The sequence below is a fragment of the Bacillus cereus group sp. MS39 genome (genome assembly GCF_040448665.1).
Taxonomy (GTDB): domain Bacteria; phylum Bacillota; class Bacilli; order Bacillales; family Bacillaceae_G; genus Bacillus_A; species Bacillus_A wiedmannii.
The window spans coordinates 4240689-4263948 of the sequence record NZ_CP123058.1; the positions used below are offsets into that span (position 1 = coordinate 4240689).

Here is a 23260-nt window from a genome sequence, read left to right on the forward strand (position 1 = left end):
AAATCTACAAATATTTTTCTATATTCTTTTTTCAATTGTGTTACAATAAGGACAGATTGAACGAATAGAGGTGTAAAATATGCGTTTCATTTGGGCATTAATTTGGTCGTTCGCGCTTGTACATATGATGAGCTACGTAATCGGCTCTATGACTGGCGGTACATACGATTTTAACCAAGCGTCTATTTTCTCAGTTGTTCTTGCGGTATTTGTACTAGCAATTTCAGCTACAATTCCAAACGAGCCAGTAGAACAACACTAAAAAAAGAGTCCGGATTTTATCCGAACTCTTTTTTATTTTACTTTATATGAACGACTAATTCGTTATTTTCTACATCAACAACTACGTGACTGTTATCAGTAATTGTTCCTGCAATTAATTCTCTCGCTAATTTCGTCTCAACTTGACGCTGTACATATCGTTTTAATGGACGAGCTCCGTACATCGGATCAAAGCCAGCTTCTACAACAAATTCTCTCGCTGCGTCTGTTAATTCTACTGTAATATGACGGTCAGCTAAACGCCCTTGTAATTCTTTTACAATTTTATCAACAATACCTTTAATTTCATTCGTTGTAAGAGGTTTGAATAAAATAATTTCATCGACACGGTTTAAAAACTCTGGTCGGAAATGTCCTCTTAATTGCCCCATTACAAGTTCTCTTGATTCCTCTTTAATTGAGCCATCTGCTTCTAATCCATCTAACAAATGAGCAGATCCAATATTTGAAGTCATAATAATAACCGTGTTTTTAAAGTCTACTGTACGTCCTTGAGAATCTGTAATGCGTCCATCATCTAACATTTGTAATAAAATGTTGAATACTTCTGGATGTGCTTTTTCGATTTCGTCTAACAAAATAACTGAATACGGTTTACGTCTTACCGCTTCTGTTAATTGACCGCCCTCTTCATACCCAACATATCCAGGAGGCGCACCAATTAAGCGTGACACAGCGTGTTTCTCCATATACTCAGACATGTCGATACGAATCATTTGCTCTTCACTATCGAATAAAGACTGTGCTAACGTTTTTGCAAGTTCTGTTTTACCAACACCTGTCGGTCCTAAAAAGATGAAGGAACCAATTGGACGGTTCGGGTCTTTAATACCAGCGCGTGCACGAAGAACTGCGTCTGATACTAAGCTTACCGCTTCCTCTTGTCCGATGACACGCTCTGATAAAATTTGCTCTAAGCGTAGTAATTTCTCGCGTTCACCTTCAACGAGTTTTGCGACAGGAATACCAGTCCAGCGTGAAACAATATCAGCAATCTCTTCTTCACTTACTTCCTCACGTAATAAGCGATTCTCTTGTTTATTATGTGCACCCATTTCTTCCGCTTCTTTTAACTCTTTTTCGATAGCTGGAATTTTCCCGTGACGAAGTTCAGCTGCTTTATTTAAATCGTAATTTCCTTCTGCTTCTTCTAACTCACGGCGCAAGCGCTCTAAATGTTCACGTAAGTCACGCACTTTATGAATGTCTTCTTTTTCTTTCTCCCATTTCGCTCTCATACCACTTGCAACTTCTTTTAAATCCGATAATTCACGTTGCAACGTTTTCAGGCGTTCTTGGCTACCAAAGTCCTTCTCTTTTCCAAGAGCCGCTTCTTCAATTTCCAGCTGCATAATGCGGCGCGTTACTTCATCTAATTCTGTCGGCATAGAATCAATCTCTGTTCGAATCGTTGCGCACGCTTCGTCAACAAGATCAATCGCTTTATCTGGTAAGAAACGATCCGAAATATATCGATCTGATAAAACGGATGCTGCTACAATCGCGCGGTCATGAATATTTACACCATGATAAATTTCAAAGCGCTCTTTTAAACCACGTAAAATGGAAATTGTATCTTCAACAGTTGGTTCTTCTGCTAATACTTGTTGGAAACGTCTTTCTAGCGCTGGATCTTTCTCAATATATTTACGATACTCATCTAACGTTGTCGCCCCGATACAATGCAGTTCACCACGCGCAAGCATCGGTTTTAACATATTTCCTGCGTCCATCGCACCTTCTGTTTTACCAGCGCCGACGATTGTGTGAAGTTCATCAATGAATAATAAAATGCGACCTTCACTCTTTTTAATTTCATTTAATACAGCTTGCAGACGCTCTTCAAACTCACCACGGAATTTCGCTCCAGCTACAAGCGCACTCATATCTAATGCGAAGATTGTTCTATCTTTTAATCCTTCTGGTACATCCTTCTTCACAATACGCTGTGCTAATCCTTCAACGATTGCTGTTTTACCAACACCGGGTTCACCAATTAAAACCGGGTTGTTTTTCGTTTTACGTGAAAGAATGCGGATTACACGTCGAATTTCACTATCGCGACCGATAACAGGATCAATTTTCCCTGCTCTCACTTCCGCCACTAAATCACGACCATATTTTTCTAACGCTTCATAAGTTGCTTCTGGATTTTGACTAGTCACTCTTTGATTCCCCCGAACTGTCATTAAAGACTGTAATAAGTTATCTTTTGTAATGTGAAATCTTGTAAGTAATTGATTTATATCGCCTTTTTCTTCTGAAAAAGCAAGCAATACATGTTCAACTGAAATGTAGTCATCTTGCAATTTCTCTGCTTCTTTTCCTGCTCTTACAAGTAGTTGTTGCAGAGCACTTGTTATATATAATTTTCCTACTTCTGCACCGCTTCCCGTTACAGAAGGTTTTTTCTTAATTAAACTTTCGACGCCTTGCTTTAACGCTTCTATATCGACATTCATTTTTTGAAAAATACGCACTGCTAACCCATCTTGCTCTTCTAATAATGTAAACAAGAGATGAACAGTATCTACTTCTTGATGATGATGAGATACCGCTAAAGATTGGGCACTCATAATCGCCTCTTGTGTTTTTGTTGTCATTTGATTTAAGTCCATCTTTACAGTCCTCCAAATGTTTGACTTTCTTTGACCTTTGATTTGATTATACGCCAACTGACTTTTTTATACAATAATTTTGCTTATGTATTTTCAAACTTATTATTGGAAAAAGAAAAAGGGAACATTCATTATACAACTGAAAAATATACGCAATGCATAACGACAAAAAAGCCGCAATAATGATTGCGGCTCCTGTTACGGTTTTCTTTTATATGTCCACTGACGGTTATGATTCGCGTTATCTGGAAACTTTTCACCCGCAGTTAATTTCACCATTTGCGGATCTTTTACCATACTTCCTGTTTCACCAATTTCTACGTAAATGCCATCGTTTGGCGCTTTTTGTCCAGAACGAAACCTGCGATTTTGTCCCATTTCCATTCTCCTTCCATGACGTCTTTGCCTCATTAGTATATCCATTTTAAAAGAAAGCTTTTCTGTCATGTTTAGGAAACAAGTACTACATTTCGTTCTTGTACATATACATGAATGATACAAGCTTAGGAAGGGATTTCTTTCCTATTTGTAGAAAAAAAAGAAACCAACCTACTATAGGCCAGCTTCAAAGGAGAGTCAAACATATACGAGAAGATTACATGTTCATTATAAGCCTCATCACACGAGCAATGTAACCCTTTTCACAATTTGTACATAATGAAAGAAACATTGTTTGAACTTTCTAAAAAGATGTTGACTTTTCTTAATTTCCAGCGAGAAATAGTAGACACCACAGCACTTTGCGACGTAAGATGGATATATAGTGAACTTTCCATCTTTGGTGTTCTCACCCAGTTTAACCTCTTATTTCTGCATATTAAAAACGGAAATATAGATAGAAACAAAAAAATTATTATAAGAGGTGAAATTATGAATAAACAGCATTTAATCGCATTAGACTTAGACGGCACTTTATTAACAGACAACAAAATAATTTCCACTCGAACAAAACATACAATTGCAAAAGCAAAGGAACAAGGACATATTGTCGTTATTTCAACAGGACGTCCATTCCGTGCTAGTTTTGATTACTATAAAGAACTTGGTCTTAACACACCAATCGTAAACTTTAATGGCGCTTACGTACATCATCCTCTTGATTCAAAGTGGGGAACACATCACTCTCCTCTTGAGCTAGCAACAGCCCAAGAAATTGTCCGAGCTTGCTTTGATTTTGGTGTGAAAAATATATACGCTGAAGTAATGGACGATGTGTATGTTCGTGAAATTGATGAAGATAAAAAACATATTTTCGAATTCGGTTCTCCAAATATTTTTACAGGAGACTTATTAAATATTTTAAACGATCATCCAACCTGCTTATTAATTGACGCACATGACGAGCATTCCAGTGCAATTCGTCAACATTTAACTGATATGCATGCTGAAGTAATCGACCATAGAAAATGGGGCGCACCTTGGCCGATTATTGAAATCGTAAAAAACGGGTTAAATAAAGCTGTCGGATTACAAAAAATTTCTAGTCATTACAACATTCCACAAGAGCGAATTATCGCTTTCGGTGATGAAGATAACGACTTTGAAATGATTGAATTTGCTGGTCATGGCATCGCAATGGGTAATGCAATTCCTGAATTAAAATCACTCGCAAATCATACGACATTAACGAATGAAGAAGATGGTATTGCGCTATATTTAGAAGAGGTTCTTGGATTATAATCTAAAAATTCCCTGCTTATAGTTTCTCGCCAAACGCTCATACTATTATTAGACGCCGGATTATCGCGTCGATTGTTTTCAGCTAAATAAAGGGGGTTTTTCGAATGGGTAAAAAGAACAAATCAAAACGTTTTATCCAACAAGGAGCCGATGCTGTTATGAAGCATGATGCAAGATTCCCGTACAGAGGTACATTAGCTGAGGCAGAAAAAGCGAGAAGTAACTCTTCTTTTGGAGGGGTTTAAATGGGGAACTTACTATTCCAACAAGCTAGAGATGCCGTTGCAAATGCCGTATCTTGTTCAAGCGGTACTGAGCAACAAGATCTCGTATATAGGGCAAAAAACGCTTTGCACTCTGCTTATGCAAACTCTTCAACAGCTGAAAAGGTTCAGCTACGCGAAATGCAAGAGCAGTTACAAAACATTACGAATTTACATTAAAAAAGAGGACCAGCTTTGGTCCTCTTTAATCTTTTCGAAACAAGCCAAACACCCCAACCGTCTGTAATACGTTTGTAAATGCACCTGGGTCCACTTGCCTAATAACCCTTTCTAATTCATATAACTCATAACGCGTAATAACAATCATTAACATTTCCTTATTTTCATTTGTATAAGCGCCTGTTGCTGGTATAGTTGTAATCCCCCTCACTAAGCGAGAATGAATCGCCTTTCGTACATCTGCCCCATTCTTCGTAACGATTAGTGCTGTAATTTTCACATGACGCGTATGAATCGCATCGATAATTCGCGTTGACACATACAAAGTCACCAAAGTATATAATGCTTTCTCCCATCCATACACATAGCCAGCCGCAATAATGATCAGTGCATTAAAGAAGAAAAAATACGTACCGACAGGCTTATCTTTAATCTTTGATAAAATCATGGCGATTATATCTAAACCACCTGTAGAAGCCCCCCACTTCAACGCAATCCCTACCCCAATCGCCGAAATAATCCCACCAAAAATCGCATTTAATATAATATCGTTCGAAACTGCTCTAACCGGGATAATTTCTAGAAACAAAGTCATAAATATGACGCAAAGAAAACTAAAGAAAGTAAAGGCCTTTCCAACCTTTTTCCATGCTAAAATAACGACGGGAATATTAAACAAACTAAACAATACCCCCGTTGATATGTGAATAGATAAAAAGTCACCTAATATTTGCGATAACAATTGGGACAATCCAGCAAAGCCACTCGCGTACACTTTCGCTGGCGTTAAAAATAAATTCATTCCAATCGCGTTTAACAAACCTGCGACGATTACAACGATTAACTTCTTTATAAGTTCGGTATAATTCAACTTCAAATCCATTTCGAATCCACCTTTATTATTCATGAATGCACTGCTATACATAGTCTTTACGAAAAAGGAAATGATAAACGTACAACGTTTAGAAATGGAGTTGATACATATGCCACATACGAGTGATAACGACAAAAAAGCACGCGATAATAATGCAAAGCGTACACAAAAAAATGAGCAAGAACAAAAAAATATTCAGCAAGGTAAGCGTTCCTATTCTAAAAAGACCGATCACCTTTGATTCCATCGTACATCAACAATATTGTTGATGTACTTTTTTTACATTTTACAGGGAAAAAACATTAAAAATTCACTTCATGTTCACTTCTATATTCTACAATAGCGATAACATATTCGGATGAGGTGTTGGCATGAGAGGGAAATACATTTTCATTATTACTGCACTAATAAGTATATTAATGCTAGCTGCTTGTGGACAAAAAAACAGCTCAGCTACAGTCGCTACAGCAACAGACTCAACCATTAAGAAGAGCGACTTCGAAAAACAGTTGAAAGATCGTTACGGAAAAGACATGCTATACGAAATGATGGCACAAGACGTTATCACGAAAAAATATAAAGTATCTGACGATGATGTAGATAAAGAAGTACAAAAAGCGAAAAAGCAATACGGCGATCAATTCACAGCTGTACTAGAAAACAATCGTTTAAAAGATGAAGCTGATTTCAAAAATCAAATTAAGTTCAAACTTGCTATGAATGAAGCAATTAAGAAAAGTGTTACAGAAAAAGACGTGAAAGACCACTATAAACCAGAAATTAAAGCGAGTCATATTTTAGTAAGTGACGAAAATGAAGCGAAAGAAATAAAGAAAAAATTAGATGCTGGCGCTTCATTTGAAGAATTAGCAAAACAAGAATCACAAGATCTACTATCAAAAGATAAAGGTGGAGACCTTGGATACTTCAATTCAGGCAGAATGGCGCCTGAATTTGAAACAGCTGCCTACAAACTAAAAGTCGGACAAATTAGCAATCCCGTTAAATCACCAAACGGCTATCACATTATTAAATTAACTGATAAAAAAGATTTAAAGCCTTATGATGAAGTGAAAGACTCTATTCGTAAAAACTTAGAAGCAGAACGTATTGCCGATCCTACATTCAGTCACAAGTTAATACAAAAGGAATTAAAAAAAGCAAATATTAAAATAAATGATAGTGAATTAAACGATACATTTTCTCTTATATTTGAGCAGGGAAACTAAAAAAAGCATGGTCTTATTTAAAAAGATAAGACTGTGCTTTTTTAATCTTTCATCAATACTTTCAACTTTTTCTTTAAGCTTTTATAATGCCAATTGATATGATCTAATTCTACCTCCACTTCAATTAACGTATCTATTAAGTCTTCTTTAGACTGCTGCGAGTTCATAATATTTTCAAGCAATCGCTCGAATTTTTCAGTGCTCTCATATATATCATGTAAATCAACCGCTGCTATTTCACGTTCTTTTTCTGGGGATAATACTGAAAGCCGGTTTATTAATTGTTCTAGTACATTATCTTGCACTCTCGTACCTTCCTTTCAATATCTCATCTATTCTCTCTTGATCTCTTGTAACTAAAAGTGTGCAAAATTCATCAGAAACTATTAAAACATTTCATTACACTTACTTTGTCTATGAACCTACTACACTGAACTAGACAAAAAAATTAAGGTCAAGTAGACTACAACTAATATCTTTCATTTAACCCCGAATCTATTAATACCCATCATTTGACCTCAATGAAATAGAATATAACGGACACTATTAAAAAAGATAATCCAAATATCAATAGACGGACCAGTATAGAAATTGATGATAGAGGCGTAAAATACAATGCATAGAGAACAGCAAATGGAATTAAAAACATAGCTAATGAATACACCTTACTCCTAATAATAAGCCCAATAAACTTTACTCCGAAAAAGGCCATTACTATGATTCCATACATCCATATTAGTCGTTCATCGAATTCAGTCACTATATCACCCCTCATGAATCTCTTCTCAAAACCTATAGACATCTAATCTTCAGCTAATTGACCTTAACTTTCCTACTGTCACCATAATAGATAGAAGGAATGCGTTATTTAAAATAAAAAAGTGTATCCAAAAATCAAACTATTTGTTTAGATTTTGAGATACACCGAATCGGCTTTACTTTTCTTTTTCAAAAATACCAGCTAAGATGAAACTAATCCCTAGAAAAATTACAATTATCGTGTTAATTGCGTAACCCAAGAACGACATATATGAAGTAAAACTTACTAGAATTGTATATATGAGACTTACTACTAATACTATTGTAGCCAGATAGTTTTTCCTTTTCAACATAATCACCAATAATGCTACAATAAAAACAACATTATATATACTAATCATTGTATGTGTCGTCTCCATTTTATTAATCTATCTCCTTCTTTTCTTAGAATTAATTTTTTTCGGCTCATAATCTTTATATCCTTTTTTATACCCTTTATAATATCCATCTACAAAAGTCACCGCATCCGGAATCATTCCTATCACGCCAACAGCTTTACTACCAGCAAACAATGCTCCTTTAGCAGCTGATTTCGCTGCATTTTTTATTATTTGCTGTTTGGCAACACGCTGTCCGGGAGATAAGTTTGCAATTTGGTTTTTCGATTTATTTTTAGATGTTTTCCATCCATAAATTGTACCTGCACCAAAAGTTAATACCTTATTCGCTACATTTCCAAACCCAACAAATCCTGCATAACTATTTCTTACCGCAATTACTCCAGACTTAACTCCCTTAAAATGTGCATACGCTGTACGATTATTATAATATGGCATTGGTGTCGTCCCCCAAGGCCGATATGCCCAATGCCCATCCGGATCCACCATCATCACCGGATTATTATCACCATACGTATACCCATTCTGCGTTACTGGATCATCTTCATCACCTGGATCAGGATCCACCGACAAGAACACACCATGGTCTGGATTATAGTATCTCGCAATTAAGTAATACATACCAATCTCTTTATCATACATGTATCCTGCATATCCAAATGGATTATCTGCTGCGATACCTTTCGCTTCGCTCTTTAGGACGTTCCCCCATGCATCATATTCATAGCTTGCGACTATTTGTCCGTCCTTGTCGGTCATTGCTATTACGTCACCGCGCGGGTTGTAGTGGTAGTATACCGATTGATCTTGGATTTTCATTGCTAGGCGGACACCGTCTTTGTTGTAAACGGCGGTGCCGTTTCCGCCAGTCCATTCATCGGTATAGAAGTAACAATTAATGCAACTACCATAAGCTATATGAAGTACCTATACCACTTTTTCTTAACTTGCTTCTTTTCCATACATTCACCCCTAATTCGCATCGGTTTTATTCTTACAATTAACAATTTAAAGAATTTTCTAAGGGGCTTCAACATAAAAACGACAATATCGTAACATTTTTCAAAAATGTATATTTTCCGACAATTTACCATTTTATATTCCTTTTTCCTTATAAATACAGTAAAATATTTGTAGATTAAACGTTTTATTACACCTTATTTACTTTTTATCTACTTTATAATAAAAAAGAACTATCTCTTCTCTTAAAAATTTAGAGAAAAAATAGTTCTTTTTTCATTCACTTTATTTCTTAAAGTAAGTCCAACCTTCTTCTTGGTAAACCTTCTCTTCTTTCATCAACTTACCAAGTGCACGCTTAAATGCAGCCTTACTCATATTGAAACGTTCTTTAATGTCTTCTGGGTTGCTCTTATCCCAAAACGGCATCGCTCCGCCTCGTTCTTCCATATATGCATAAAGTACTGCAGCATCATCTTCCATTCCTTCTTCTTTACGAGGAAGAAGTGAAATATTAATTGTACCGTCATCTTTCACGTCAATAATACGACCTGTTACACGTTCACCGATGCGGACTTGTTCTTTTCTTTCAGTATGGTGTAAGAAAGCACGGAAATGCTCATCAGTTAGTATGAATGAACCAACTTGAAGTGAACGATACACACGTCCATTGACGTTTTTATTACGCATAGATGGCGTCGCATCTACGATAATTTCTTGCATATCACTGTCTCTTGCCGGAAGAGCGATAAGGCGATCACGATTCGTTAATTTTAACGTACAATATAATTCGTCTCCAACCTCTGGCCATACTGGCATATAAATCGGGAACTCATCAGCTGGGATTAGTATATCTTTTGATACACCAATATTAACAAACACACCTAAACTAGGAATAACTTCTACAACCTTTACCCAGTTCCAATCAAAAGTTGTAATAAGCGGCTCCTTCATTGTTGCTGAAATACGATTTTGGTGATCAAGGTATAAGAATACATCAATCGTATCGCCTTCTGCAATTTCTCCAACTAATTCGTTTTTATGTAAGAAGATTTCTTCTTCTTCATTCCCAACCATATAGCCGATTTCCGTTTCGCGTAAAACAGTTACCTGTTCAATCGATCCTAATTGTAAATACATATTTTTTAATTCCCTTCTATATATATAATTAACTTTTTTATATTTTTTATCATTCCAAACAAAAGTTAATTATAACACGATTTTTCCTTTATTTGTCCAACTGCCCAAAATTCACTATAATTAAATAAAGACTTTATCTATAGGACTATATTACCCTACAGATGATCCGTCAAAACACTTAAGTTGCAACACTCTATCTAATCGATGTATTTTCCGCTATACTTTAATATGTATATTACATAGCCTATTTAGGTGCATGAAAAGATAGAAATTTATTTGGAGGTGCTAACTATGGCAAAAGATAGTTCTTTTGACATCGTTTCGAAAGTAGAATTACCTGAAGTAACAAACGCAATTAACATCGCATTAAAGGAAATCCAAAACCGATATGACTTTAAAGGAAGTAAAAGTGATATTAAATTAGAAAAAGAAGTACTAGTTTTAACTTCTGACGATGAGTTCAAATTAGACCAAGTAAAAGACGTTCTAATTTCTAAACTTGTAAAACGTAACGTTCCAATTAAAAACTTGGATTACGGAAAAGTTGAAGCTGCGACTGGTAACACTGTTCGCCAACGCGCAACACTTCAACAAGGTATCGATAAAGATAACGCGAAAAAAATTAACAACATCATTAAAGAAATGAAATTAAAAGTAAAAACACAAGTACAAGATGACCAAGTACGTGTTACAGCGAAAAGCCGTGATGACTTACAAGCAGTTATCGCAGCAGTTCGCAGTGCTGACTTACCGATTGACGTACAATTTATTAACTACCGCTAAAAAGAAAAACATCCTCTGTGTAGAGGATGTTTTTCTTTTTAGCGGTAGAGAAAATATTACAAAGTCTAAGATTACGAGCAATCGGATAGTTAGAATGAGTATTTAATTATTATGCATAAATGAAGAAGGTCCTTTTAATAATCGGCGCAAAAACCTCCCTCCCCACTCAAATGTAACAAATTATGAGTATAAGAATATTTTCCACCCTTTCATGTAATGTAAAATTAGTAAGGAATTTATTTTATGAAAAAATGTTAATTAAACAAGAGTTAGAAGTGGTTATTTGAAGAAATTAATACTATGTTTTTTATTAACTACATTCTGTCTATATATTGCAGGGTGTTCTAATAATATAACTACACCCGAGGATACACCTAAAACTTCAACACCTGCGAAGTGTAAATACATCAACAAAGCTTGGTATAAGAAACCTATAAAATGTAATAATTGATGATATAAGTTATAAAAAAGACACCGTAAGGTGCCTTTTTTTATAGAAATTAATAAGATATTCATCAGAAATTATGAATCATTTTTTATTTTGTTTTTCAAAATATTTTTCTTTAACCATTTTTATTAGATTTTCTTTTTCTGTTAGTTCAAAGATAAATAATGCTTTTTTCATGTTGTCAGCCACATCTTCTTCATTATATTGTTCTAGCTTTAGCAAATTCCAAGCTTTTCCATAATATAATTCACCTAATAAATATAAAGTATTTAGATTAATAGCTAATTTAATACCCATATCATTGTATTTTATTGCCTCTTCATGTTGATTGGCAAGACCTAAAATTTTCGCTAAATTAAAAATGATTTTTAATTTAATCTCTTTATCTCTAGGAAAATCTAACTTATTAAAATTAGCTAAACACCTTCTTAATATAGTAATACTCTTTTCATACTCTTTATTTGCCCAATGAAATATAGCCATCGACTGCATAATATCTATTTCTCTTTCTGATAAAAAATCAACATTCGTTACAGTTAGTTTTAGTGCACTATTTAAAAGATTTAAAGCAGTTTTTATTGATTTATTTACATGAAATATAGCAATGGCTTCATGCCATATTAGAAATTGTTTATCTTCTTTTAACTGGAAATTATTTTCGTTTTTCTCTTGTTTCACTATTTCGTAAAGTTCATTATATTGTTTTTGCTTTGTACAATCTCTCATTACATATTTTACATTTTCTACATATTTTAGTTTTTTATTTTGCGTTAGTGCGAAAATATTATTTGGATCAATACCAAGTCTTTCAGATAACTGATATAACAATATACTAGATGGATAAATCGTACCTTTTTCTATTTTGCTAATTTGACTTTGCGAACATATTCCATGACACAATTCGGATTGTGATATATTCTTTTTCATTCTAAGTTCTTTAATGGTAATACCCAAATCGTAAAATCCCATTTTTCCTCCCCAAATATAGCCCTCAATGAGTATCAGAATATTTTTTCATCCTTTAATGTAATGTAAAATTAGTATAGTTGCAATTATTGTTTGTTCTATAGGTCTTTTCACTTCTTTGTTCAGCTGCATTTTGAGGCGAGAGTCTCCCTTTACAAAAATAGTAGAATACAATGAAAACGAACTGTCACCTCACTCATAAGAAGAAAATGATTTAGCGAAACTAATCCTTCTATAGAGACTAATACATATCCATCATAAGGAACTTCTTCTCTTTTTTTATCGGTTCTCACACAAAAACAGGCTAGGGAGATAGTCTTCTCCTTAGCCTGTCCCCTCTCATTAGAGGAGTTTTCGTACTTATTAAGAACAACACATCCGTTACTCATTTCCGTCTCTTTTTAACCGCAATTAAAAACGCAATAAATAATACGTTCACACCGACTATTAAGGAGATAAATAACCAATTCACACCTGTTTCTCCGCTAATTTTATACACATTTGATTCTTCGCGCTTTAAAATAAGATAAAACTTTCCGTTTTCTTCTCTTATAATTTCATCTTCTAACAATCCTCGTAACTCTTGTTTTTCGCCAATTGCACTTACAGGTAAAGCAACTTTTTGTGTTTCTTTCGTATTATTAATCGCTACTAATGTTACTTCATCTTTATACTTTCGTTTCAGTACACTCATTCCATCTTTATCGTATAAAAGCTCAAACGTTCCATGGCGTAAAGATGGTCTCGCTTGTCTAAGCTCACCGAGTTTCGTTATGTGCTGCACAAATTTTTCATCTGATTTGAAATCCATTAATCGTCTATTATCCGGGGTATCCCCTCCATCTAATGCAATTTCAGTCCCGTAATAAAAATTCGGAATACCAGGTGATGTTAATAAATATGTAAGAGCTAGTTTCAAACGAGATGGTGGATAATTCATATTCTCTTTTGCAATACGGGCAAATCTTTTTGTATCTTGATTATCTAAAAATGTAATGGATTCCCCTTCTTTTTTACTCACATCATATAAAGGTTTCACCGATACATCCGCTTTGGAAAACGATTCTACTATTTTTTCGTTATATTCACTATCTTCTTTTGTTATAACACGAAAATCTTTCTTTATCACTTGCATATCTTTTTGCACGTCATTCCAGAAAGAACGCGGCTTTTTTTCACTATGTATTACATAACTTCCATCTAAATCGACTTCTTTGATCCACCATTTCATCGCGTCGATGACTTGCTTTTCGTTTTCCCCAAGTGGAAATTGAAGTACAACCTTCATTCCTTTTGCGTGCGCTTCATGTACAAGTTCTTTCACATCATTTCCTGTTCCGAAATGTTCATTTACCTTTTGAAAATTACGCACGTCTACCCCATCATACTTTCCACTTTCAAAAAGCGGAGAAAGCATAACAGCGGTAAAGCCCATTTCTTTTATGTAATCCAGTCTTTTTATAATCCCTCTTATATCTCCGCCCTGATATCCTTCTAAATTGCCAACTTCTAACTGTTTGTCATTTTTCGGTTCTCCATTATTGAAGCGATCAATCATAATGGAATATATGACTTCGTCTCGCCACTCTCTTTTTTCATCTGCAAACGTATGTATTGGCACAAACAAAACGACAGCTAAACAAAAACAAATAAATAGTTTCCTAGTCCGTATTTTCCTCACACGCATCCCCCATGTTTTTTAATCGTAAGAATATTATACCAATTTTTAGGGCGAATCACATACGTTGATTTCATTCCCTCAAAATACTTCATGTTAGATTTTCTAACATGAAGTATAAAGTTTTCTGAATTTTTAGTTGATTTTTCATTTCATTTCGAATATGATATGAAACATAACAAATCGATGTTATTTTTTCTAACATAATAGGAGGAGAGAGAATGAATACAGGAGATACGGTTTTTATGTTTGTAACGACAGTAATGGTCATGTTAATGACACCAGGATTGGCACTTTTTTATGGGGGCATGGTTCGCAGTAAAAACGTACTCAGCACGACAATGCATAGTTATAGTGCGATGGCTATCGTTTCGATTCAGTGGATTGTGATCGGCTATTCTTTATCATTCGGACCAGATTGGCACGGGCTTATCGGCAATCTCGATTGGTTCGGTTTAAACGGAGTTACCTACGCACCAAATCCAGACTATTCATCCACTATTCCTCACAATTTATTTATGATGTTCCAACTCATGTTCGCTATTTTAACTCCCGCTTTAATTTCAGGTGCATTCGCCGAAAGAATGCGATTTTCAGCTTTCCTTATTTTCATCCTTCTATGGACAACAATTGTTTACAATCCTGTCGCTCATTGGGTATGGGGCGTTGGCGGGTGGCTAAGAGAACTTGGCGCGTTAGACTTCGCTGGTGGTAATGTCGTTCATATTACATCCGGCGTTGCTGGTCTTGTATTAGCTATTTTCCTTGGAAAACGAAAAAATATAAACGGTTCTTCCCCTCATCATTTACCATTTACGATGTTAGGCGCAGGCTTACTATGGTTCGGCTGGTTCGGTTTTAACGTCGGTAGCGCATTATCTTTAAACGACGTAGCTTTAACTGCATTTATTAATACAAATATAGCCGCTGCTGCCTCTGCATTAACTTGGATGCTTTCAGAATGGTTCTTCCAATCAAAACCGACTGCAATGGGGGCTGCTTGTGGTGTAGTTTCTGGTCTAGTCGCTATTACACCAGCTTGCGGGTTCGTTACACCTTTCTCCGCCCTTCTTATCGGAGCAATTGGCGGCGTATTATGCTTCGGAGCAGTCTTTTTCTTAAAAACAAAATTCGGATACGACGATACACTTGATGCATTCGGATGCCACGGTATCGGCGGAACTTGGGGCGGTATTGCAACAGGACTCTTTGCAACTACTACTGTAAATGCTGATGGCGCTAACGGATTATTTTACGGAAACGCAGCTTTACTATTTAAACAACTTGTCGCAATCGGAGCAACATATGCATTCACAATTTTAATGACATACGCCATTATTAAAGCGATCAACTACTTCCTCCCTGTTCGGGTAGATGAGCACGAAGAACATATGGGACTTGATATTTCGATGCACGGTGAGAAGGCTTATGAGTATACTGAGCGAGTGAATTAAAAAAGAGATGCAGTCTATTAGTAGTAGATTGCATCTCTTTTTATTATACTGTCGGTGGTATACCCTAGTTGGTATATTCATGAATATATCAACGATTATTCGGATATATCGACGATTTTTTCATTATATCGACATTTCGACACAGAATATCGATTTACCAACAAATTCCGACATGACGAAAATGAAAAACACCCCGTGTAAAGCTTATTTTACACATAAAAAGACGACCGAAATCCGGTCGTCTTTTTCTATTTATTTCGGAGCGTTTCCAACGTACTGCGTGATATCAACATTTAACGCTTGTGCTAAACGCATTCCGTACTCTTGATCTGCACGGAAGAAGTTACAAACAGCTAGTAATTTCGTGCGCTCATTTACGTCTTTTAAGTCATTTGTTAAGTTTGCAATTAAGTTGACTTGCTCTTCTTTAGAGAATGAACGGTAACGCTCACCTGCTTGTTTGAAGTCGTTTGGTTTGTCAATTTTTTCACGAGATACATAGCCTTCTACTTTCATAGTTGAATCGCGGTAAGCTTTGTCTTCAACTGGATTTTCAGCATGACGGCTCGGTTCGTAGTTGATTGTAGATGGGTTTTGATTGATTTGCATCGCACCATCACGTTGTTGGTTATGAACAGCTGCGTACGGGCAGTTTACAGGAATTTGTAAGTAGTTCGCACCAAGACGGTAACGCTGTGTATCTGGATAAGAGAATAAACGACCTTGTAATAATTTATCTTCAGATGGTTCAATACCATTTACAGTTGCACTTGGAGAGAACGCCACTTGTTCTACTTCAGCGAAGAAGTTTTTCGGGTTACGATTTAACGTCATCGTCCCTACTTCAATTAATGGGAAGCGATCTTCCGGCCATACTTTCGTCGGATCTAGTGGATCAAAGTCTAAAGAATCCGTTTCATCTAGTTGCATCACTTGCACGTGTAAATCCCACTTCGGATAATTTCCTTTTTCGATTGCATCGAACAAGTCACGAGTTGCATGGTTGAAGTCTTTTCCTTGTACTTCTTGCACCTCTTTTGCACTTAAGTTACGTACACTTTGCTGTGGTTTCCAGTGATATTTAATGTAGACGATTTTACCTTCTGCATTAATCCATTTAAATGAATGGACACCGAAACCTTCCATTTCACGATAGCTTGCTGGTGTACCGTAATCAGAAAATACCCACGTCATCATATGTGTAGATTCCGGACTTAACGTCATGAAATCCCAGTAACGATCTGGTGTTTGAACATTTGTATCAGGTGCTGGTTTTAAAGAATGCACCATATCAGGGAATTTAATTGCATCACGAATGAAGAAGACCGGTAAATGGTTACCTACGATATCGTAATTTCCTTCTTCTGTATAAAATTTAACAGCGAACCCGCGTGGGTCACGAGCTGTTTCTGGAGAACCTTGACCATGAATAACCGTTGAGAAACGAACAAATACAGGCGTTTCAGTTCCTTCATTTTGTAAAAATGCTGCTTTCGTATATTGCTTCATGCTGTTTTTCGTTACGAACACACCGTGAGCACCTGCACCACGTGCATGCACAACACGCTCTGGAATACGTTCACGATCAAAGTGCGCAAGTTTTTCTACTAAATGATAGTCTTCTAATAATACCGGTCCACGGCGACCAGCTGTACGAGAATTTTGGTTGTCTCCAACTGGAGCACCTTGGTTTGTTGTTAAGCGATTATTTGGATTCATCTAGGGGGATCCTCCTCTTTCTTTCATAGTAATTATTATTTATTTAAAATTATTATAAACTAATTATTATTCAAAACTAAATTCTTGTCAACCATTTCCTTCATTTTTTTGGAAACAATTTCAGCTAAGCAATCGATGAATACAGATTGTGAATTCGGCATATTTGGTCTAAAATATGCGACATTTAATTCATCAGTTACAACTTTACACTCATAATCGTTGTCATATAAAACTTCTAAATGCTCTGCCACAAAGCCAACTGGGCAATATATGAAAGATTCATATCTACGCTCTTCAAATAAATCTCTCGTTAAATCTTGCACATCCGGACCAATCCATGGGTCAGGCGTATTTCCAGCACTTTGCCAACCCGTTGTATAGTTTTGAATATTGGCAGCCTCCGCAATTAAATCTGCTGTATGCTGCAATTGCTCCACATAAGGGTCCCCTGCTGCAATAATTTTTTCTGGTAAACTATGTGCTGAAAAAATTACGACTGCTTTCTCTTTATCTTCAATCTTTGTAAATGTTTCTTTTATTTGATCTACCCAATACGAAATAAACTTCGGTTCATCGTACCATTGTTCAATCGGTTCAATAACAGGACCACCGATTTCTTTCGAAAGACGAATAGCACGGTCATTATATGCTTTAATGCTAAATGTAGAATAATGCGGTGCTAATACGATACTAATCGCTTGCTCAATTCCATCGCGCTTCATCTCTTCTACTGCATCTTCTATAAATGGGGCTATATGTTTTAATCCTAAGTAACAAGTAAATTCATACTCTGTAAATATATTATTCATAGAATCTGTTAATTTATGCGCTTGCTCTTTCGTAATTTTTGCAAGTGGTGAAATTCCGCCAATTGCTTTATAGCGCCCGATTAAGTCTTGGAGTGCTTCTTCTGAAGGTTTATGCCCGTGGCGAATATGTGTATAGTACGCTTCTACATCATCTAATGATTCTGGCGTTCCATACGCCATTACTAGTAAACCTATTTTTTTCTTCGTCATCTATATAACACCTCAATTTTATAAAGTGAAACTTTAATCAGTGGGGGTTCTTCATCCCCCACTGATTATTAGCCCTCACCAATCGGACTTTTATGGGCAGTTGATCCCCCACCTAAATTCTTTGCTTTCGCTGAATTTTGAGGTGGGGATCTTACTGCCCATTAAAGCGGGATAAATGAGAATATTTTTCAAGAACATTTGTTTCCAATTATAACAACTAATAATAAGTACGTCAAAATAATTATTCTAAATAAGTATTATTTCTAATATGATTTTGAATTTTATATGACAATTTATTTAATAAAAAGCGACTTACATAAAAGTAAGTCGCTTTTCTTCTATTCTTTAATATTTACCCCATATTCTTTAAACCAAACGTGAATTTGCGCTAAGTGAGCTAAAAGTTGCGGCCCAGTCATTAATTGACCGAACCAAGGCGATTGAAATGCACTACCGCCTGACTCAATTAATCCGCTCAGCTGTTCTTTATCAAATAGTTCGTGCAAAATTGAGCCTTTATCCGTTAATAAATTTTGTAGCCATACTGTTACTGCTTTCGTATAGTGCGGATTATGCGTTTTCGGATATGGGCTCTTCTTTCTATATAAGATGTCATTTGGAAGTAACCCTTCTAACGCTTTGCGCAATAGACCTTTTTCGCGGTTTTTATACATTTTCATTTCCCAAGGAATATTCCACGCATATTCGACAAGTCGGTGATCCGCAAATGGAACGCGTACTTCTAAGCTTGCGCCCATACTCATACGGTCTTTTCTGTCTAATAATGTTGTCATAAACCATACCATGTTTAAATAAAATAGTTGTCGTCTCTTTGCTTCAATTGGGTTTTCTCCCTCTAAAATAGGAACTTCTTGAATAGATTCTTCATAACGCTGTTGTACATATTGTTGTAAATTTAATTTACTTCTCCATTCTTTCTTTAGCAGTTGTTCACGCGCTTCTGTAGAGCGCATCCACGGAAATGCACTCGATTGCAAATCATCTTCTCTATAAAACCACGGATAACCACCAAATATTTCGTCTGCACATTCCCCAGATAAACCGACGACAAAATCTTGTTTAATTTCGCGACAAAACCATAATAATGACGAATCGATATCTGCCATACCAGGCAAATCACGAACGATTACTGCTTCTGTTAAATACTGTGCTAATTGTTCATTTGAAATGACGCAGCGATGATGGATTGTTTGAAACGTCTCCGTCATCAAATGAATAAATGGTGCATCTGAATTCGGCTGGAACGCATTCGCTTTAAAGTATTTATCATTATCTTCGTAATCAACAGAATATGTGTGTAATTGCCCTTTTCCTGACCTTGCATATTCTTTCGCAGCAATTGCTGTAATCGCACTCGAATCTACACCGCCTGATAGAAAAGTACATAGTGGTACATCAGAAACGAGCTGCCTTGTAATCGCATCTTGTAATAAAAAGCGTGTTTTCTCTACTGTTTCTTCAAAGGAGTCTTCATGTTTTTTGCTTTCTACATTCCAATATCTCCATATACATAAACCGTTCTTTGAAAATGTCATCGCATGCCCTGGACGTAATTCTTTTATACCAGCATAAATGCCATGACCAGGTGTTCTAGACGGTCCAAGACCGAATATTTCGGATAACCCTTCTAACGTTACTTCTGCCTTCACATCTGGATGCGCTAATATCGCTTTTAACTCTGAACCAAATAGTAATCGCCCACTATCATATTTATAAAATAGCGGTTTTACACCTAGTCGATCTCGTGCAATAAATACTTGTTCCTTCTGTTCATCCCATACAGCAAACGCATATATACCGTTTAAATGATCGACACATTCTTCTTTCCATTCAATATACGACGCTAATAGCACCTCTGTATCAGAATGACCTTTGAACGTATATCCTCTCCTTAATAATTCCTTTCGAATATCTTCTGTATTATACAATTCACCGTTATAGCAAATTGCATAATTCGTTTCATCTTTTAAACAAGTCATCGGTTGTTTACCACCCTCAGGATCAACAACGATTAACCGTTTATGCCCAAATGCGACATTGCCTTTAATCCAAACTTTATTATCATCCGGGCCACGCTTTGCTAACGTCTCAGCCATCTTCGTAACGACGTCCCGTTCTCCTTCTAATGAGCGTTTATAATCCACCCATCCTGTAATCCCGCACATACGAATCATCCTTCCATCTTATTTCTTTTCCTAAACGAGCAGTAATCCACACCTTAGAGGTGCGGATCAAAAAAATGAAAAACTTGACGATAACGTACTATCCACATACGGAATAGCATTTTCACTCAGTAAAACGTGTGTTATTGTATGCCCACCTATGTCTAGGTGTGTCTAGTTATAAAGAATGCCCGAACTGTCTATAACAGAAATAACTACTTTTTATAAAGGAGAAATCATATATGATACAACGTAACCATATTTTATATAACCAGCCACGCGCTCATACAGTCGGTAATGTAGAATATATAAACAATGAATGGGTATTCTTTGATGATGAAAATGATGAAGCTTTTTTATTAGAAGATATTGTCGAAGATGGCTTTGAGATTTTATATAACAACAACTGGCTACCAGCTCGTTTCTATGAACAAGATGTACTACAAATCGCCAACGAACAGCACCATTTGCAAAACGGAGAAATGATACGAATTCGAAAAAAATTACTTCTTAGCTATACGGAATGGCTTGAGGAATTACCTGACTCTGTCTTTACATTATTAACCGAATCATTGCAATCCCTTCATTACTCTTTATATGATTGCATGTATTGTCATAATTATTTATCTTTCCTACCGAAAGAGGAAGCATGCGAAGGGGTAAATATTCTTTTATTTGATAACGAAGAGATGATTTGTACATTGCAGCACCATTTTGTTCGTCACGCTACGTCAAATAAAAACATGTTTCGTTTTACGAAAGTAAACGGAGAAGAGTTGCATATCGATGCAACATAAAGTAAAAAAAACCACCTTATCTCCCAAGTCTTTGAGATTATTAGGTGGTTTTATTTTTTATTAGAATACTTGCCAGCCAATCGGTAATTTCAGTCCAAGGTAAAATACTGCTACTAGTGCAACAATAAATAGTCCCCAAACTGCCCCTGTTGCTTTGTTCTTGCTCATTTTTACAAGAACCATTTCCATTCCACCGATAACTAAAATACCAGCTACCATTTTTAAACCATACCACATGTGCATGTTACTTGTTGCAGTCTTCATAATACCCATGTACAACATGAAACCTGTCACAATAATGATAATGTACATAAGACGAAGCCCCATATGTACACCTTTACCTTTTCTTCCTGCTGAATAAAGTGAATACGCAACGAAGAATAAAATTAAACCTAACGCCCATGCTGTAATATGCATATGTACCATCGTATCCCCTACCTCCTCTTTTCACACTTTTTCACTCTATATGATAACATGTTCATTTATTTTCAGGAAATGTTTCGCTTTTTTACATTTAAATGATATAATATTTAGAGTATTTACAAACTTCTTGTAATAACAAAAGGGGGAACAATCATGATTCAAACTAAGGATATTATCGAACTTACAGACACATACGGGGCAAATAACTATCACCCACTTCCAATCGTTATTTCTAAAGCAGAAGGCGTTTGGGTAGAAGATCCTGAAGGAAACCGCTATATGGACTTATTAAGTGCATATTCTGCAGTAAACCAAGGTCATCGTCACCCAAAAATTATTAACGCTTTAATTGACCAAGCTAATCGTGTTACGTTAACTTCTCGTGCTTTCCATAGCGATCAATTAGGTCCTTGGTACGAAAAAGTTGCGAAACTAACTAATAAAGAAATGGTACTTCCAATGAATACAGGTGCAGAAGCTGTTGAAACTGCAATTAAAACAGCTCGCCGCTGGGCTTATGATGTGAAGAAAGTAGAAGCAAACCGTGCTGAAATCATCGTTTGCGAAGATAACTTCCACGGCCGTACAATGGGTGCTGTTTCTATGTCTTCAAACGAAGAGTACAAGCGTGGATTCGGTCCAATGCTTCCTGGCATTATCGTAATTCCTTACGGTGATTTAGAAGCGTTAAAAGCCGCAATTACACCAAATACAGCTGCATTCATTTTAGAGCCAATCCAAGGTGAAGCAGGAATTAACATCCCACCAGCTGGTTTCTTAAAAGAAGCTCTTGAAGTATGTAAAAAAGAAAACGTTTTATTTGTAGCAGATGAAATCCAAACAGGTTTAGGCCGTACTGGTAAAGTATTTGCTTGTGATTGGGACAATGTAACTCCTGACATGTACATACTTGGTAAAGCACTTGGCGGCGGCGTATTCCCAATCTCTTGCGTAGCAGCAAACCGCGACATTTTAGGCGTATTCGAGCCAGGTTCTCACGGTTCTACATTCGGTGGTAACCCACTTGCATGTGCTGTTTCTATCGCCGCTCTTGAAGTGTTAGAAGAAGAAAAATTAACAGAGCGTTCTCTTCAATTAGGTGAAAAATTAGTTGGGCAATTAAAAGAGATTGATAACCCAATGATCACTGACATTCGTGGTAAAGGCTTATTCATCGGTATCGAATTAAACGAGCCAGCTCGTCCTTACTGTGAACAACTAAAAGCAGCTGGTCTATTATGTAAAGAAACACACGAAAATGTAATTCGTATCGCACCACCTCTAGTAATCTCTGAAGAAGATTTGGAGTGGGCGTTCCAAAAAATTAAAGCGGTATTATCATAATAATAGAGAGGTTGTCCTACATGTTGGGACAACCTCTTTCTTTTTATATTGATTTATACTAAA

The 23260-nt window shown here is 36.1% G+C and carries 21 protein-coding genes and 1 pseudogene; 10 read left to right on the forward strand and 12 right to left on the reverse strand.

From position 1 onward, the window contains the following. Positions 1-79 precede the first annotated feature (79 nt). Positions 80-262 (forward strand): YjzD family protein, encoded by a 183-nt coding sequence (locus QEP67_RS21990; RefSeq protein ID WP_001211110.1) that lies wholly within the window; start codon positions 80-82, stop codon positions 260-262. Positions 263-299: 37 nt separating this feature from the next. Here QEP67_RS21990 and clpB read toward each other — a convergent pair whose 3' ends face one another. Both clpB and QEP67_RS22000 read right to left on the reverse strand, forming a co-directional pair. Then, positions 300-2900: an ATP-dependent chaperone ClpB gene (gene clpB, locus QEP67_RS21995; RefSeq protein WP_353706429.1), complete on the reverse strand. Its 2601-nt coding sequence runs from the start codon at positions 2898-2900 to the stop codon at positions 300-302. A 198-nt stretch (positions 2901-3098) separates the two neighbouring features. Next, positions 3099-3278 (reverse strand): YjzC family protein, encoded by a 180-nt coding sequence (locus QEP67_RS22000; protein ID WP_000531420.1) that lies wholly within the window; start codon positions 3276-3278, stop codon positions 3099-3101. A gap of 492 nt (positions 3279-3770) precedes the next feature. Between QEP67_RS22000 and QEP67_RS22005 the strand changes: the two genes are divergently transcribed. The 3 genes from QEP67_RS22005 (at position 3771) to QEP67_RS22015 (ending at position 5023) form a co-directional block, all read left to right on the forward strand. Beyond that, on the forward strand, positions 3771-4580 hold the full coding sequence (locus QEP67_RS22005; protein ID WP_001041224.1) for a Cof-type HAD-IIB family hydrolase: 810 nt from the start codon (positions 3771-3773) through the stop codon (positions 4578-4580). 104 nt (positions 4581-4684) lie between these two features. Further along, entirely contained in the window at positions 4685-4825 is a 141-nt protein-coding gene (locus QEP67_RS22010; RefSeq protein ID WP_000516816.1) for a hypothetical protein, read from the forward strand. After that, positions 4826-5023: a DUF3813 domain-containing protein gene (locus QEP67_RS22015; RefSeq protein WP_000527398.1), complete on the forward strand. Its 198-nt coding sequence runs from the start codon at positions 4826-4828 to the stop codon at positions 5021-5023. A gap of 25 nt (positions 5024-5048) precedes the next feature. Here the strand turns inward: QEP67_RS22015 and QEP67_RS22020 are convergent, their stop codons facing one another. After that, positions 5049-5906 (reverse strand): YitT family protein, encoded by an 858-nt coding sequence (locus QEP67_RS22020; RefSeq protein ID WP_000364451.1) that lies wholly within the window; start codon positions 5904-5906, stop codon positions 5049-5051. A 100-nt stretch (positions 5907-6006) separates the two neighbouring features. Here QEP67_RS22020 and QEP67_RS22025 point away from each other — a divergent pair, with 100 nt between their 5' ends. Together QEP67_RS22025 and prsA are read left to right on the forward strand one after the other, a co-directional pair. Then, positions 6007-6138 (forward strand): DUF3941 domain-containing protein, encoded by a 132-nt coding sequence (locus QEP67_RS22025; protein ID WP_001120852.1) that lies wholly within the window; start codon positions 6007-6009, stop codon positions 6136-6138. Between the two features lie 130 nt (positions 6139-6268). Continuing rightward, positions 6269-7126, forward strand: coding sequence for a peptidylprolyl isomerase PrsA (gene prsA / locus QEP67_RS22030; protein ID WP_064449372.1), 858 nt, complete (start codon positions 6269-6271; stop codon positions 7124-7126). Between the two features lie 41 nt (positions 7127-7167). On the opposite strand, the gene QEP67_RS22035 is transcribed toward prsA, so the two are convergent. The 3 genes and pseudogenes from QEP67_RS22035 to QEP67_RS22045 form a co-directional block, all read right to left on the reverse strand. Continuing rightward, entirely contained in the window at positions 7168-7431 is a 264-nt protein-coding gene (locus QEP67_RS22035) for a hypothetical protein (protein WP_064471077.1), read from the reverse strand. Between the two features lie 882 nt (positions 7432-8313). Further along, positions 8314-9132: pseudogene (locus QEP67_RS22040) on the reverse strand (RHS repeat-associated core domain-containing protein); the annotation flags it as partial. Positions 9133-9528: 396 nt separating this feature from the next. Continuing rightward, complete coding sequence (locus QEP67_RS22045) at positions 9529-10383, reverse strand: S1-like domain-containing RNA-binding protein (protein ID WP_000281279.1); 855 nt, start codon at positions 10381-10383, stop codon at positions 9529-9531. Between the two features lie 291 nt (positions 10384-10674). Here QEP67_RS22045 and QEP67_RS22050 point away from each other — a divergent pair, with 291 nt between their 5' ends. Beyond that, positions 10675-11166, forward strand: a complete 492-nt coding sequence (locus QEP67_RS22050; protein ID WP_001040146.1) for a YajQ family cyclic di-GMP-binding protein — start codon at positions 10675-10677, stop codon at positions 11164-11166. Positions 11167-11695: 529 nt separating this feature from the next. Here the strand turns inward: QEP67_RS22050 and QEP67_RS22055 are convergent. Both QEP67_RS22055 and QEP67_RS22060 read right to left on the reverse strand, forming a co-directional pair. Further along, on the reverse strand, positions 11696-12583 hold the full coding sequence (locus QEP67_RS22055; protein ID WP_199713465.1) for a helix-turn-helix domain-containing protein: 888 nt from the start codon (positions 12581-12583) through the stop codon (positions 11696-11698). Between the two features lie 382 nt (positions 12584-12965). Next, entirely contained in the window at positions 12966-14261 is a 1296-nt protein-coding gene (locus tag QEP67_RS22060; RefSeq protein WP_064471081.1) for an alpha-amylase family glycosyl hydrolase, read from the reverse strand. A gap of 218 nt (positions 14262-14479) precedes the next feature. On the opposite strand from QEP67_RS22060, the gene QEP67_RS22065 reads away from it, so the two are divergent. Then, the gene (locus QEP67_RS22065; RefSeq protein ID WP_064459980.1) at positions 14480-15712 is read left to right on the forward strand and encodes an ammonium transporter; all 1233 of its coding nucleotides are present in this window, start codon (positions 14480-14482) and stop codon (positions 15710-15712) included. Between the two features lie 252 nt (positions 15713-15964). Here QEP67_RS22065 and katB read toward each other — a convergent pair whose 3' ends face one another. The 3 genes from katB to asnB form a co-directional block, all read right to left on the reverse strand. Continuing rightward, positions 15965-17431: a catalase KatB gene (katB, locus tag QEP67_RS22070; RefSeq protein WP_353706430.1), complete on the reverse strand. Its 1467-nt coding sequence runs from the start codon at positions 17429-17431 to the stop codon at positions 15965-15967. 59 nt (positions 17432-17490) lie between these two features. Further along, a complete protein-coding gene (gene hemH / locus QEP67_RS22075) occupies positions 17491-18450 on the reverse strand; it encodes a ferrochelatase (protein ID WP_098237583.1) in 960 nt (319 codons plus the stop codon). A gap of 338 nt (positions 18451-18788) precedes the next feature. Beyond that, positions 18789-20636 (reverse strand): asparagine synthase (glutamine-hydrolyzing), encoded by a 1848-nt coding sequence (gene asnB, locus QEP67_RS22080; protein WP_353706431.1) that lies wholly within the window; start codon positions 20634-20636, stop codon positions 18789-18791. A gap of 239 nt (positions 20637-20875) precedes the next feature. Between asnB and QEP67_RS22085 the strand changes: the two genes are divergently transcribed. Beyond that, positions 20876-21430, forward strand: coding sequence for a DUF2777 domain-containing protein (locus QEP67_RS22085; protein ID WP_000616070.1), 555 nt, complete (start codon positions 20876-20878; stop codon positions 21428-21430). A 60-nt stretch (positions 21431-21490) separates the two neighbouring features. Here the strand turns inward: QEP67_RS22085 and QEP67_RS22090 are convergent, their stop codons facing one another. Further along, positions 21491-21856 (reverse strand): YisL family protein, encoded by a 366-nt coding sequence (locus tag QEP67_RS22090; protein WP_000233492.1) that lies wholly within the window; start codon positions 21854-21856, stop codon positions 21491-21493. A gap of 150 nt (positions 21857-22006) precedes the next feature. Between QEP67_RS22090 and rocD the strand changes: the two genes are divergently transcribed. Then, positions 22007-23197, forward strand: a complete 1191-nt coding sequence (gene rocD, locus QEP67_RS22095; RefSeq protein ID WP_000616651.1) for an ornithine aminotransferase — start codon at positions 22007-22009, stop codon at positions 23195-23197. Positions 23198-23260 lie beyond the last annotated feature (63 nt).